A 14595-nucleotide genomic window follows, 5' to 3' on the forward strand; every position below is an offset into this window, starting at 1 on the left:
CCCAGTCGATACCGACCGCGATCAGCACCGCCTGGCTCATGACAACACCGGCTTCACGCACCTTCTCGTAGCGCGCATCGAGGATGAGGTAAGGAAACGGCTCTTGAAGGGGGCGCCTGGCAAAGGCAGCGAGGCTCTCGTCCAGCCGCTTGTTGATGGCCGAGATCGACGAGGCCGAGAAGGCATGGCCGCACAGTTCTTCCGTGATCGCCTTCACCTTGCGGGTCGACACGCCCTGGACATACATCTCCGCCAGCGTCGCCACCAAGGCCCGCTCGGAACGCTGGTAGCGCTCGAACAGCTCGGTGGAGAAGCGCCCGGCCCGGTCCTGCGGAACCCGCAGCTCGAGCTTGCCGACCCGCGTTACAAGGGTACGGCCGTAATAGCCCGAGCGATAGCCAAGCCGTTCGGGCGTGCGCTCGCTCTTCGAGGCACCCAGCGCCTCGTCCATCTCGGCCTCAAGCACCTCCTGCATCACCGCACGGAGCACTTCGTGCAATCCATCCGGGTTCGAAAGCAAAATGTCTTTGACGGCAGCGCTGGCGGTCTTAACTTCAGTCTTGGTCATGGCGGCGTTCCTTCGCGGGAATCAGTGACGTGAACAATCACCAGCCTGCCATGACCGCCCCCTCTCAGCGAATTTGCAGAACTCTCAGCACACTACCGGGGCAATGTGGATCGGTGCCTAATTTGCATAACACCAAGCAAACACAAGGGATTGAGGCTGGCTTACCTTCTCCGTTGCTTGCAGGAATACTCCTTCATTGCAATGGATTTGCACCATCTGCTCCTGCCGGTCTCCCGCCGCACCTGGTGTTCCGGCCCTTTCAGGGGCTCGGCTCGATCGGCGTGACCACCCTGATCAAGCATCGACATAGCCGTCGAATACCGCTTTACTCTCGGCTGTCCGTTCGGGGCATGGCGGGGTGCCTCCCCGATGCTATGCGCCCGCCGCCACCTGCGGGCTACGCCGGCATCAACCGGCGGGCAGATGGGCCGAGGGCAATAAGCGGGCCTGGCGCAACGCCGCCAGATCAGCCGAGCCGGTGCAGAAGCAGGCGACGGCCAACTGGCGGATGACGATCTCGAAATGCGCGACAACTGCCTCGGTGGATACCGTAGCCGCGCGCAGCACGCCGGCTGCCTGCCCGGCGATGTCCGCGCCCAGGCGGATAGCCTTGGCCACGCCGACGCCGTCGCGGATCCCGCCCGACGCGATCAGCTTCACCGCTGGCAGCGCCCGACGGACCGCCTGCACGCTGGCCGGGGTCGCAATCCCCCAATCCGCGAATGCCATTGCCACTGCGCGGTCGGCGGCATCGGGGGCGCGCTCGCCCTCAACCGCGGCCCAACTGGTGCCGCCGGCGCCGGCGACATCGATCACCGCCACGCCCGCCTCGACGAGCGCACGGGCCACCGAGGCGGACAGGCCCGATCCGACTTCCTTGGCCACGATCGGCACGCCCACGCTGCGCGCGGCCCGAGCGATCTGCGCCAGGACGCCGCGCCAGTCGCGGTCGCCTTCCGGCTGTACCGCTTCCTGCAGCGGATTGAGATGGACGATGAGTCCATCGGCCTCCAGTGCATCCACCGCCCGGCGCGCCAGGTCCAGGCCGTCGGCCTCGCGCAGTTGCGCGGCGCCGATATTGGCCAGCAAGGGAACGTCTGGGGCCAGGCGGCGCAGCGCGCGCGTCAGCCCCTGGGAGTTGCGGGATTGCAGGCTCACGCGTTGCGAACCGACGCACATGGCGATCCCCAAGGCTTGCGCTGCCTCGCTCAGATGGCGGTTAATGGCCTCGGCGCGTGGCATGCCGCCGGTCATGGAGCTGATCAGCAGAGGCGCACGCATGGTCTTGCCCAGCAGCGAGGCGCTGAGGTCGATCTGCGTCAGGTCCAACTCGGGCAATGCGCAGTGTTCGAAACGGATGTACTCCCAGCCGGCGGCCTTGGCCTGTGCCGTTCGCCGATTCAGCACTATGTCCAGATGGTCGTCCTTGCGCCGGCTCAACTTGGTGTCGCTGATGCTCGCTCCATCCGCGTCATCGGGCGACGGCGTTGCGTCGGGTCGGACCGACGGCAGCGCGCGCACGCCGCCGTTTTCCGCTCGTTCAGGCCGGCGCACGCTGGGCTGCCCCCGCAGGGTCGCTGCGGTAGCGACTGTTTGAGGTCTGGTAGTACTGCACGCGGATGGCCGCCATGGCTTCGATCAGCGGTCCCCACGGCCGGGGAAAGCGTTCTTGCGCCATCACCCGGTGCAGCATGCGTGTGTGGCCGGCCAGCTCGTCCTTGAGGAACTCCACGACAGGCATGGCCGGATAGCGCTGCAGCAGCAGGATCGCCGCGTTGTTGGCCTCGCCGGCCGACCTATCCTTTTCTTGTCCATGCAGATCGTTCTGCAAGCGCCCTATCGCGGAGATGAGCCGCAGGACCTGGCGAAACGCCGGATGCGCGCGCAAGGTCGCCATGTCCAGCCCCCACAGCAACGACAGGCAACAGAACACGTTCGTGTAGGCGATCGAATCCACGCCGTTCTGCAAGTACTCGGCGTAGGACCAGCGCTCTGCCCCTGCCGCCTGCGCGTGTCCGGCACGCAGCGCCGCGCAGTAGCACCGGGTATCCTCGAGAAGCTGGGCATAGTCGCGACGATCGTAGGCGAGCGCGGCGAGCGAAGCGCGCAGCACAACACAGCCCTCGAATCCTGGTAGCGCGCACGGCACGCCCTGCCCCAGCGCCTGCTCCACCGCGGCGAGCTGCTCCGGCGCGATCAGGTCAAGGTCGTTGCAATCGTCCAGCCAGAACAGCAGCGCCAGTTCGCGATAGAACGCCACGATCAGCGTTTCGTCCAGCGGATCGCGGCCGGTGCGGGCGCTGGTGTCGCGCAGGCTCGGATGGATGCGCTGTAGGATATACTGGCCGCCCCTGACTGCTTCCAGGCCATGCTCGTCGGCGAACCCGGTCAGGGAACGCCCCCATTCCAGCACCTGCTGCAGCGCGCGATCGGTCGGGATCATGGCCCGGCTCCTGTTCCCTCGGCCAAAACACGCCGCCCCCAACGAAGCGCCAGCCACAACCCGGCGAGTTCGGCCACGCGCACCACCCGGGTCGGGCAATACAGTTCCTTGCCGATCCACAGCGGCGTCTGGGGCAGTGAATGCGCCACGTGGCAGGCGAGCATCCACTTCAGCGTCCGCGCCACCGCCTGCGCTATGCCCCGGCGCCCTGCCGGCTCTTCGGTCCCGTCCATCACGTGCAACGCGAACAGCGCATAGGCGGTTTCCTCGAATGTGGACGCGCGACCGGCGCCCCAGCCGCCGTCGTCGCGCTGCGCCTGCAGCAGCGCTGCCAGCGCGCGCTCGTCGCGCCACTGCGGGTTGCCTTGCGCCAGCGCAGCGACCGCATGCGCGGTTGGATACAGCCACGAAACGTGCCATTTTTCGTTGTCCCATAGACCGTGCGGGTTGCGATTGGCCTCGACGTAGGCGCTGGTGCCGGCGGCGGGTTTTCCCAACATTCGCAACGCATGCAGGGCATGGATGTTGGTCGACACCGAGGCATTGCGCTCGCCGGGGAAGGTGACGAACAGCTCGCCGGTTTCGAAATGGCGCAATGCATCGACCGCCGGGTCGCGGCCTGCAAGGCGAAGGACGCACAACGCAACGGCGGTGTCGTCCGCATCGGCCGCGAAGTGCAAGGCAGGGCCCAGACCGCGGACTCCGAGGCGGGCGTCGAGCTGCGCGATGATCACTTGCACCGCCTCGGCGAGCGCGGGATGCGCGAACAGACCGGCCAGATGCAGGGTGTACAGCGACCAGCATGGCTCGAACACATTGATCGGCCAGACGTTGGGAACGACACCTTCGATGCCGGTGCGCGTTGCCCGCGATGCCGCCTGCAGATACCCGTCGGTGCGCCCGACCTGCGGCGTTCTTCCCTGTGTCACGGCGTGCGCACGCCACGCGGCGGTGGCCGCCGGACTGATGCCGATGCTGCCGTCGTCGTCCGGGCATGCGGTCGCCGGCGACGCCCCCCAGGCTTCCCAGGAGTGCAGCAACGGATGGCCGCTCGGCAAGGTCGCCACAGCCCCCAGCTTGACCAGGCGTGCTTGCCGCAACGGCAACAGCGCCGGGTGGCGCGGAAACGCCAAGGCGCCCAGCAAGGATGCGGCCTCGTCGCACAACTGCGGCAGGATCAGCTCCGCGCCGATGGGCGCGTCTTCCGGCACCGCATGCGCGTAGGGATCGGGCTGGCGCTCGAGGAACCGGATTGCAGCCTGGACTGCGTCGGCGGCGCCGGGAAGAGGATCGGCACGCTGCAATGCCAGCAGCGCCGCCCAGGTGGGCGCATGGCGAAACAGCGGGAAGTCCGCACCTCCCCATCCGCCATCGGCCTGTTGCTGCGCGATGAGCCACGCATATGCCTCGTGCCGACCGGTGACTTTGCCGTCGAACTGCAGAGCTCGCGCCGTGTCGTATACGGACGGACCGACGCTGCCGCCGTCGCTCATCTCGCTCAGCAGGTGGCGCAATTCGGAAAGGATCTGTTCGGACAGCGCGTTCACGCGGGATTTTCCTTCTGCAGAGGGCTATGAGAACAGAAACGGGCAGACGCCGCGCACGTCGCCGCCGACACGGACACAGTGCAGCATGCAGCGCCCGCCGGCCGATCGCAGCAGCACAGCGGCAAGTCCTTATGGATGGGCGCGCTCATGCGTATGGCGCGGACAGATAGACGTTGGCCCGCTGCAGCATCTGCGCCAACCCTTCCGCACGCGCCCCCAGAGGGGCGATGGCCTCCCCGGCGTCGTGCAACAAAAACAGCGCGAACTGGCGCGCTGCCTGCAACCCCATGATCGACGCGCAGGTCGGCTTCTGCGCGGCCGCGTCCTTGCCGGGGGTCTTGCCAAGAGTCGCGGTATTCGCCGTCGCGTCGAGAATGTCGTCGGCCACCTGCAACGCCAGGCCATAACAGGCGGTGTAGCGATCGAGTGCACTGTACAGCGTAGTGTGCGCGGCATCCTCCGCGATGGAGTATAGCGCGCCCATGCGAACCGACGCGCGCACTAGCGCTCCGGTTTTCATCCGGTGCATCGCCAGGATCCTGTCCAGCCCGGCGTGCTTTCCGACCAGCGACAGATCGATGGCCTGCCCGCCTGCGGCACCCTCGGCGGACACCGCCTGCGCCAGTTCGCGCACGAGCGCGATACGGTTGTCGCCCGGCGCATCCAGGCTCGCCAGGGTGAGGAAGGCGTGGGCCTGCAGCGCATCGCCGACCAGGATCGCAGTGGCTTCGCCGAACTTTACGTGCACGGTCGGAAGGCCGCGGCGAAGCACGTCGTCATCCATCGCGGGCAGGTCGTCGTGGACCAGGGTACAGGCGTGCATCATCTCGATGGCGGCACCGACGTCGTCGAGCATGTGCGCCGGCGTGCCCGCCAGTGCGCCGGCAGCCAGACAGAGTAAGGCGCGGGTGCGCTTTCCGCCATGCAAGGTGGCGTAGCGCATGGCCGCCATCAGCTCTGTCTCACCGTCGTCTTCAGCGCAGAGCAGACGCCCCAGAGCCTGTTCGACCCGCTTTGCGCCGTCCTGCATCCAGATCTCGGGGAGCAGCCCGCCAGATGCGCCGCGCGCCTGCGCGCCCAATCCGCCGAATGCGGAAACGCCAATTCGGTCGCGTGGAGTGGAACCGGTCTGCATGTTGTTGATGTCCTTGTAGCTGAGACGGCCACGGCGAGCGCAAGTCGTCACGGTGTTGCCGGCGTCACACGAGTAGGTGCGCTGAGCGCAGCAATGCCGCGCCCCGCCGGCGCCGCTGCCTTGCCACACAGGGCATGCGATGCCAGCTCATGAAAAGCCTATTCGAATTTTCATTGACGGATGTGCGGTAGGGTAATAGCGACTGCCTTTTTCGACGTCACTCAGCAACTGCGGCCGCACCCCGGCCTTGTGCATGGTCAGCGCCAAGGCGATGCAGAACTGCACCATTTCCAGCCATACCAAGTGGTAGCCGATGCAGACGTGTGGGCCGGTACCGAACTGCAGCATGTCCACGGGCCGGATCGGCTCTGTGAGTAGCAGCCACCGCGCCAGGCGGAACTGATCAGGCGCCTCGTGCAGCAGCGCCGAGGTCGAGAAATGCAGCAGCGGGATGCATAGGTGGGTGCCCGCGGGAATGCGCCGTTGGCCGAGTTGCAATTCCTGCAGCGCGCGACGCGGCAGGAGCGTGGTCGCCGGGTGCAGGCGCAGTGTCTCGCGGAACAGCGCCTCGGCGACCGGACACTGCGCCAGGTCCGCGTGCCGGGTCGGCACCGCGCCCACGCGTTGCGCCTCCTCGACCAGAGCGTCCCACAGCACAGGCTGCCGCGCCAGCTCGATTACAATCCAGGCCATCGTCGAGGCAGTGGTGTCGTGACCGGCAAGCAGCAGCAAGCGAATATTCGCGACCAGGACGTCATCGGAGAGCGGACCGTCGCTGCGGTCGAAGGCGCTCACCATGTCGTTGATCAACCCGGTGCGCGCGGCATGCGCGCGCGCATCGCGGACGAACCGGCGCAACTGCGCGTCGATCCAGTCGCGGGCAGCGCGGCCGCGCCGCAAAGGCAATCCGGGCAGGTCGACCGGTGGCGCGACGATCAACTGCAGCAATTGCCGATACTTGCGATGCCATCCCGGCAGGTCCTGCGCGGGGATTCCCATGAGGCTGAAGATGAGCTTCAGCATCAGGTCGCCGGTTTCGCGCAGGATGGTTACCTCGCCCCGGGCGCGCCACGCCTGCACCCGCGCCTGGATGACGGGCGCGAACAGGTCGCCGATCCCGGCCTGGGTCAGTCCCTTGGGCAAGAACGCTGCCTTGATGGCATCGCGCGCCTGCCGGTGCGCGCCGCCGTCCAGGGCAACCAACGTTCCGCCAAGCAATTCGGGCGCGATCTCTTCGATCAGCGCCGAGGACACGTCCTTGTGCTTGAGCAGTGAGAAAGCGTCCGGATCCACACAGGTCATCAGATGTCCGGCAGGGCCGAAATCCAGCCAGAAGTGGCTCCCCAGGGTCCGTTCTGCTCGCTGCAGCAGGCGCGGCAGGTCGCAGACAATGGCGGGAAGATGCCCGACCAGGGGGAAAGCGCCAGGCATGACCGGGATGTCGCACCGCAGCCGGTGCCGACGGTTGAGCGGGTTGAGCAGCATGTCCATCAGCAGCGCGCCGGCGCCGCCGATTCGGTGTCGCCGACAGGGCGCGCGGCGCAGCTGTTGCCGCCGTCGGCGTATGTCGGCACATGCGCCAGCATGCCGCCATCGATGCACACGACCTGGCCGGTGATGAACGCAGCATCGTCGGAGAGCAGGAACGCCACCAGTGCGGCAACGTCCTCGGGACGGCCGACGCGCGGCAGGAGCTGGTGCCGGCGCAGATGCCGTTGCATGCACTCGTCCAGCTTGGCGAGGAGACGCTCGGTCATGATAAGACCCGGCGCAACCGCGTTGCAGCGGATCTGAGAGTGACCGTACTGGGTGGCGAGCGAGGCCGACAGCATGTTCATCGCCGCCTTCGACGCGCCGTAGGACGTCTGCGCCGTGTCACCGCTGAGCCCTTGGCACGATGACATGTTGACGATCGCGCCACCGCCGCGGGCGATCATTCGTGGGATGGCCTGCCGGCAGCAGAGCAGCGTGCCGCGCAGATTGGTCGCCATGGTCTGGTCCCAGACTGCCAGGTCCAGGTCGAGGATCGCGCGGTCGCGCGGGGTCAGATGCATGGCGCTCGCATTGTTCACCAGCAGGTCGACCCCCCCGAAGTGCCGCTCCGCCGTCTCGAACAGCGCTGCCACCGCCTGGTCATCGGCGATATCCATGGCTATGGGCAGCGCGTGGCCTGCATCGGCCGCGATCTGCGCGGTGCAGGCGATGGCCGCCGAGCCATCAATGTCGGCCACCACCACTCTGCCGCCCCCGCGCGCGATGGCGAGAGCGCATGCCTTGCCGATGCCGGCGCCGGCGCCGGTCACCACGGCCACCTTGCCTTCAAACCGTCCCATCGTGCCTCCTGAATTGCATTGTTCTTTCGCGGCATGCCGCTCGGCCTGCGCCGGAGGAGGCGCAGGGTCGGCGCTGGCGCGCTCGTCATGGCCGGCGTCGCTTTCGATCACCCGAATCGCGGCGACCGGGCACTGGTTGGCCACAAGCCGCACGGCGGCGTGCAGCGCCTGCGGGACCGTCGCCACGCACACTTCGGCCACGCCGTCCGGTTCTCGCTGGCGAAAGGTGCCCGGCAGCGTCAGCACGCACTGCCCGGTAGTTCCGCACAGATCCTGATCGACCACGACGCGCATCTCAGCCCTCCTGCCCATGCAGCCGCACCGGCAGCGCGCGGAACGTCCTAAGGAACGCGGAGGGCTCCCGGGTCGGCTGCTCGGCCAATGCCAGCGTGGGGAAGCGCGCCTGGATGCGCGGCAGGCTTTCGGCCAACTGCACCCGGGCCAGCTGCGCACCAAGGCAGAAGTGGATGCCGTGGCCGAAGGTCAGCATGATCTTCCCGTCGATCGACATGCCAGGACTGGTGCCGCAGAACCGCACGGGATCGAAGCGATCGGGATCGGCGAAGGCGTCCGGGTCGCGATTGCCGGCCGCGATCAGCACGCGCACGTCCGCGTTCTTCGGGATCACCACGCCGCCCATTTGGATGTCGCGCTGGGCGATACGCGGAATGGAGCTGAACATGGCGGGCGCGTCGTAGCGCAGGGCTTCTTCGACGAATGCCTTCACCCCCACGGCATCTCCCTTCAGCCAGTGCCGCTGTTCGGGATACGCCAGCATCGCCAGGACAGCATGGCCGATGGCCGCAGCAGTGGTGGCGAAGCCGCCCAGCAGCATGCCCCAGAGCATGCTGATCAATTCCGCATCCGACAGCGTCTCGGCATCGTCGTCGTGTGCGCCGACCAGCATTGACACGATGTCGTGGCGGGAATCGGTGCGCTTGCGCTGTATGAGGTCGCCGAAGTAGACCTGCACCCTGGCGCTCGCCTCGTCCCCCGCGGCGAGCTGCGGATCGCTGGCGTGCGGGCTCAGGCCTTCCAGAATGGCGCTGATGCCGGTGATGAGCCCGAAAATGTCGTCCGGGGGCATGCCGAACAGTTCGCCGAAAACCAGCATGGGCAAGGCCAGCGCGAATTCCCGATGCAGATCCACCGCCTCCCCGCGCTCCAGCGCGGGCGCCATGCCGTCCAGGCGCGCTGCGACAATGCGAGCGATGGTCGGCCTCAGCTTGTCGATCTGGCCGATGGTGAAATCGCGCGAGATCAGCCGGCGCAGACGCGTATGCGTTGGAGGTTCCTTCATCGCCAAAGTGGACGCCAGCAGACTTAGCGACAGGCTGGTCGCCGCACGCGGGAAATAGCGCGCCAGTTCGCCTGGCGCCGGCCCCCGAAAAGCATCGCCCGTGGCCTTGAGCGCCCAGTAGATGTCGGCGTGGCGGCTCAACAGAAAGAGGCCCGACGCCGCGCGATGTACCGGATCGTGCTCGCGCAACCACCGCATGAATGGATACGGGTCCTGAATGCACGCTGGCGACGCCAGTTCGGCGAAGGCGTCCCGGCATGCTGCCGTGGTTTCTTGCACGTCCATCTTGGTCACCTGTTGGTTGGCTGATCTGATCGGCGCGCGGCAGGCGCGCCGGCAACTCGAGAACATCGGGATTCCTGGTGGCGTCCGCGCATCACCAGAGCACCGGGAACTCCTCGAACCCGCCAGTGATGATCTCCTTGCGCAACTTCAGTTCTTCGGGCGCCACGGCCAGGCGCAGCGCGGGAAAGCGCTGGAAGATCGAACCGAACACCGCCTTGAGTTCCAGCCTGGCCAGCGCCAAGCCGACGCAGTTGTGGGGTCCGTAGGAGAACGCCAGGTGCGGGTTTTCGTCACGTCCGATGTCGAAGATTTCCGGGTCGTCGAAATGGCGCGGATCGAACGACGTCGCCGGCAGGCCGACCAGCACCTTGCTCTCTGCGGGAACATGCACGCCCGCGATGGTCACGTCGGTCCTCGGATAGCGCATGATGCCGTCCCAGCCGGCGCCCGGCGGGTACATGCGCAGGATTTCCTCCACGGCCTTGTCCACCAGGGATGGATCGCCCACCAGGCGTTCGCGCTGTTGCGGATGGCGGAACATGGCCAGCAGGCCAAATTCGATCTGTGCCACGGTGCTCTCGTGCCCCGCCACCAGCATGCCTGCCGCCAGGCCGATCGCCTCTTCCTCGGTCGCCTTGCCCTGGTCGACCGCCGCGAGCAGATCCGTCAGCACGTTGTCGCCCGGATCCTGGCGCTTGTCCCGCATCTTGCCGCGAATGTAGGCGCGGAGTTCTTCCCAGGCCAAGCGCGACGCGGTTCGCGGGCCGCTTTCATGCTGGTGCGTCATCACCTCGTCGGACAGCCCTGCAAAAAAGGCGTGATCCTCGTAGAGCACGCCCATCAGCGCGCCAATGACCATCGCAGGAAGCGGAAAGGAGAGGTGGCGCCGCAGATCGGCGGGCTGGGGCTGGGCCGCCAGCGTCTCGAACAACTGCGCGGCGATCGCCTCCACTTGCTGCGCGAGCTGCTTCACCCTGCCGTTGCTGAAGGCCGGCGCCACGATCGTGCGTAGCCGCGTATGCTCGCCCCCCTCGTGCGAGACCAGCCATCCTGGCGAACCGAGAATCACCGAATCCGGGGTGAATGCCGCCGGCGGCATTCCCGCGGGCCGGAACGCCGCGTCGGTCAACACCGCCTTGGCCTCGTCATAGCCTGTGACCCACCAGCCTTCGTGCCCGGACGGGAAGCGCACGTGGTGGATCGGACCGTTGGCCCGTAGCGCCAACATCTCGGGCGAGGGCTCAATGTGATCGACGCGCCACATCGGCAGCGTCGGCAAAGGTTGTTCGGACATGCTGGCACTTCACTCTATACCGATGGAAGGGCGGAAGGTGACCGGCGGGTGCTGCGGCAGCGAAGACCTAAGACGGCATGTAGAGGACGTCGTCCGAAGGCAGACCGATTATCAACATCGGCCAACGTGTAACTGTCTAGGCACACCGCGCGGCGAGATGCAGAACTTTATCCTGCACCATCGATTTCAGGATAAATCGGTGTGGTGGGCCTTTGAGCCGCCGCCAGCCAAGATTTCCTGCGCAAGGGTCGACAAGAACGGCGAGCTGTTGGGTAAGGGCGGTTTCGCCGGGGACCCCATGCCCATAGACGCTATCCGACGCGGATTTGACATTTTGCTTTTCTTTCTTCGCTCCATTCGTGCCATCCACGAAATGAAAGTCGGTTGGCGGCTCCCGGCCCGCAACGAAGAGGCTTCAAAAATCGTGCCAATTTGGCCGACCGAAGAAAAAAATCTGTGATGCTTCTAGGGGCTTAGCCTGAGGCCAGAGAAGAGCTAGGCGAATAGGCCGGTGTCGCGGGCCAACAAAGGCGACGGAACAGTGTCGGACAGAACGCCTCGGCGACCTTTAGGTCGGGCTTGCGACATTCTGGTCCAGTTTCGAACATAAGAGAGCGGCAAACAGACACGATTGGGGAATTCGATCCTCTCGGGGCCGCTTGCCCAAGAGCGCCCGCTCATGGTCGCTGCGACAGGCGCATGTTCGCGATAGCCGTGCCGGCGCACCCATGAACGCTAGCGCCACATGTTACGCAATGACTGGAGTGCCCTCCAGCCTCAGGAATGCATCGGCTCGGCTTCCTGTTCGTCTTTGCCCAGCCGGGGCTGAAGCGCCGAATATCCGCACCATACAGCATCGTTGTTGCCTGTGTGACGAGGCGGTTATAGCGCGCGCCCGGCATCTTCCAAGACACGGCCTCCGAGAAGGAGGGGCGGTCCAACAGCCCCTCTATTCCAAATGGCACGCCGCTTGCTGCTCCTGGTTAGAGCACCATCAAATCACGATGAAAGCGACTTGCACCATGCCCGACACGCGAAGCTCCAGACCGTGGCCTGAGGAGACGGTGCCCCTTCCAGCTGAACATCGGGGCATCGTCTCCTCCGGAAGTCCGTTCTGGGTGGACGCTTTGCGCATGGCTGGTCCGATGCCGGCACGCCAACACGGGCCGCGCGCGCAAATGCGGTTTGCCGGTTCTGTTCAGCATGTGAGTGCCGAAAAGCCTTGTCAAAGGGTCACCCAAGCCAAGGCCGGCGGGTCACTGCCACATATCCACAACACGCTGAACCAGTCCAGTGACTCGGAGTCCTGTGACGCGGGTGTGTTGCATGAAGACATTTCAGGCCCCCATATGCTTGCGATATTGGCTCCTTCCGGCCGCTATCCTTTTTCGAAACGCACGATCGCTAATGACCGATCCCGCTTCCGGCGCCATAGCCGTGGAAAGCACCGGCTCGACGGTGTCCAGATCGCTCAGATCGATTGCGTTCGGGTGGCCAAGACACCGCCAAGACGTTCCCATGGTCGGGAGGGAAAAAGGAGGTTGCGAGCCGCGAGGCCCTCATTCCGTGCCGGGCATACGAGCCTTTGCCCGGTATTGCGCCAGCCTCTGCCAGAATTCAGCGCAGTCTTCTTTAGGAGCAACTTGATGACAGTTCAAAAGAAAGTTCCCTTCGTCACCTTTCTCACGCGTGTTCACGATAAGTCGGTCGAGGGGCCAAATCCATATCGCTGGCAAGAAAAAACATCTGACGACTACTTTGCCGGCAAGCGGGTCATCCTGTTCTCGCTGCCTGGCGCCTTCACCCCGACCTGCTCGACCTACCAATTGCCCAAGTTCGAAGAGCTCTATGATGAGTTTGCGAAGCAGGGAATTGACGCGATTTACTGCCTCTCAGTCAACGATGCCTTTGTCATGAATGCGTGGGGGAAGTCCTTGGGCCTGAAGCAGGTCCAGCTCATCCCCGATGGCTCAGGCGAGTTCACACGCAAGATGGGCATGCTGGTTGCCAAGGACAATCTCGGATTCGGGATGCGCTCATGGCGCTACGCCGCCCTGATCAACAATGGCGTGGTGGAGCACTGGTTCGAGGAGGAAGGTTTCTCCGACAACTGCGAGGCCGACCCGTATGGCGTCTCATCCCCGCAAAACGTTCTCGAAACGATGAAAGCCGCCGCATGACCTAGAAAACGTCTCACTGGCGCCATTGCAGGCCCCAAGAGGCTCCTCGACGGGATTATCGCACACACCATGCAATCTTCAGCAAGCCTGTTTCAGCGCCAGAAGCAATCCATCGTCGCATCGCCTCAACTCATTGAGTCGATTCGCTTGCTGCAACTGGCGCATACCGAACTGCATCAGTTCGTGGAGGGGGAAATCGAGAAGAACCCGCTCTTGGAATCTGCGTCAAACGATGGCGGGCCTTTTGACGATGCTTCGATTTCGGGAGCGGATCAGCCTGTCGGCTTTGGGGCAAACGCCGTTGAAGGTCCGACCGGGGCAGGGTCGCCTGAACGGCTCGGGCAATGGAAATCACTTCGCAACACGACCAACAACCCGCCGGGCAATGGCCCTTCCCTCGACGAGTTTGCCACCCTCGCCGAAACATTGCACGACCATGTCGCTCGTCAGATCGCCCTCACTGCGTTCACACCACAGGAGCGGCTGATCGCTGGCCAGCTTGCCGCCGATCTGGAAGACACTGGCTATCTTCGGGCAAACCTTTTGGAGCTGGCCGAGAACCTAAATGTCCATGAGGCTGTTGTGGAACGGGTTCTCGGAACCTTGCAGCAATTTGATCCACCGGGAGTTTTTGCGCGAAGTCTCAGAGAATGCCTCGAGATTCAGTTGCGCCAGCGAAACCGGCTCGACCCGGCAATGGCAGCTTTGGTTGCCCATCTTGAAATGCTTGCGCGACGCGATTTTGAGGCGCTGAAGCAGCATTGCGGCGTCGACGAAGAAGACCTTCTCGACATGATGCATGAGGTTCGTGCGCTCGATCCAAAGCCTGGGAACAGATTCGAATCCGGTGCGTCTGAATCAATCATACCCGACGTCTGGGTCACGCCCTCGCCGCAAGGCGGGTGGCAGATCGAACTTGATCCCGCCACGCTGCCGAAGCTGCTGATCAACCAAACCTACTATGCCGAAGTCACGCGTCAGACTGCCCAAAATTCGAAAGATCAAGCATTTCTCGACGAATGCTTGCAAAACGCGAACTGGCTAATCCGCAGCCTCGATCAGCGCGCCAAGACGATTGTTAAGGTTGCGGCTGAAATCGTGCGTCAGCAGGATGCCTTTTTGGAACATGGCGTCGCCCACCTGCGGCCTCTTAATCTTAGAACCGTCGCTGACGCGATCGGCGTGCACGAGTCGACGGTAAGCCGGGTGACCTCGAACAAGTACATGCTTACCCCGCGCGGAGTTTTTGAACTGAAGTATTTTTTCACCGTCGCGATCGCGTCCTGCCAAGGCGGCGATGCGCACTCCGCGGAAGCTGTCCGGCATCGGATCAAAGCGATCATTGCCGCAGAATCTCCCGGCGACGTGCTTTCCGACGAGGACATCGCTGTCCGGCTGAAGGAAACCGGCATTGATGTTGCGCGTCGCACCGTCACAAAGTATCGCGAAGCAATGAACATCCCCTCCTCAGTGCAACGCCGCCGGGAAATGCGCTTGTGTTTTTAGATTT

General features: G+C 64.7%; 12 protein-coding genes and 1 pseudogene. 3 read left to right on the forward strand and 10 right to left on the reverse strand.

From position 1 onward, the window contains the following. The 10 genes and pseudogenes from NKK50_RS09885 to NKK50_RS09930 all read right to left on the reverse strand — a co-directional run. Positions 1-568: IS256 family transposase (locus tag NKK50_RS09885; protein WP_352543313.1), on the reverse strand; the 568-nt coding region annotated here is incomplete at its 3' end. A gap of 408 nt (positions 569-976) precedes the next feature. Next, on the reverse strand, positions 977-2080 hold the full coding sequence (gene fni / locus NKK50_RS09890; RefSeq protein WP_502896571.1) for a type 2 isopentenyl-diphosphate Delta-isomerase: 1104 nt from the start codon (positions 2078-2080) through the stop codon (positions 977-979). A 28-nt stretch (positions 2081-2108) separates the two neighbouring features. Further along, positions 2109-3011, reverse strand: coding sequence for a terpene synthase family protein (locus NKK50_RS09895; RefSeq protein ID WP_352543314.1), 903 nt, complete (start codon positions 3009-3011; stop codon positions 2109-2111). After that, entirely contained in the window at positions 3008-4558 is a 1551-nt protein-coding gene (locus NKK50_RS09900; RefSeq protein WP_352543315.1) for a hypothetical protein, read from the reverse strand. Before NKK50_RS09900 ends, NKK50_RS09895 begins: the two co-directional genes overlap by 4 nt. Positions 4559-4703: 145 nt before the next feature. Further along, entirely contained in the window at positions 4704-5693 is a 990-nt protein-coding gene (locus NKK50_RS09905) for a polyprenyl synthetase family protein (protein ID WP_352543316.1), read from the reverse strand. A gap of 147 nt (positions 5694-5840) precedes the next feature. Continuing rightward, positions 5841-7184: a cytochrome P450 gene (locus tag NKK50_RS09910; protein ID WP_352543317.1), complete on the reverse strand. Its 1344-nt coding sequence runs from the start codon at positions 7182-7184 to the stop codon at positions 5841-5843. Beyond that, on the reverse strand, positions 7184-8026 hold the full coding sequence (locus tag NKK50_RS09915) for an SDR family oxidoreductase (RefSeq protein WP_352543511.1): 843 nt from the start codon (positions 8024-8026) through the stop codon (positions 7184-7186). The genes NKK50_RS09910 and NKK50_RS09915 overlap by 1 nt, the downstream gene beginning before the upstream one ends. A gap of 168 nt (positions 8027-8194) precedes the next feature. Next, positions 8195-8338 (reverse strand): annotated as a pseudogene (locus NKK50_RS31310) (ferredoxin); the annotation flags it as partial. After that, a complete protein-coding gene (locus NKK50_RS09925; protein ID WP_352543318.1) occupies positions 8322-9611 on the reverse strand; it encodes a cytochrome P450 in 1290 nt (429 codons plus the stop codon). The pseudogene NKK50_RS31310 and the gene NKK50_RS09925, both read right to left, overlap by 17 nt. 91 nt (positions 9612-9702) lie before the next feature. After that, positions 9703-10905 carry a cytochrome P450 gene (locus NKK50_RS09930; protein WP_352543319.1) on the reverse strand — a complete coding sequence of 401 codons (1203 nt, stop codon included), beginning with the start codon at positions 10903-10905 and terminating at the stop codon, positions 9703-9705. Positions 10906-11062: 157 nt separating this feature from the next. Between NKK50_RS09930 and NKK50_RS09935 the strand changes: the two genes are divergently transcribed. The 3 genes from NKK50_RS09935 (at position 11063) to rpoN (ending at position 14591) form a co-directional block, all read left to right on the forward strand. Then, entirely contained in the window at positions 11063-11365 is a 303-nt protein-coding gene (locus NKK50_RS09935; protein WP_352543320.1) for a hypothetical protein, read from the forward strand. 1186 nt (positions 11366-12551) lie between these two features. Then, positions 12552-13085 carry a peroxiredoxin gene (locus NKK50_RS09940; protein ID WP_352543321.1) on the forward strand — a complete coding sequence of 178 codons (534 nt, stop codon included), beginning with the start codon at positions 12552-12554 and terminating at the stop codon, positions 13083-13085. Between the two features lie 69 nt (positions 13086-13154). Further along, the gene (gene rpoN / locus NKK50_RS09945; protein ID WP_352543322.1) at positions 13155-14591 is read left to right on the forward strand and encodes an RNA polymerase factor sigma-54; all 1437 of its coding nucleotides are present in this window, start codon (positions 13155-13157) and stop codon (positions 14589-14591) included. Positions 14592-14595 lie beyond the last annotated feature (4 nt).

The sequence above is a fragment of the Mesorhizobium sp. M0001 genome (genome assembly GCF_040324255.1).
Taxonomy (GTDB): domain Bacteria; phylum Pseudomonadota; class Alphaproteobacteria; order Rhizobiales; family Rhizobiaceae; genus Mesorhizobium.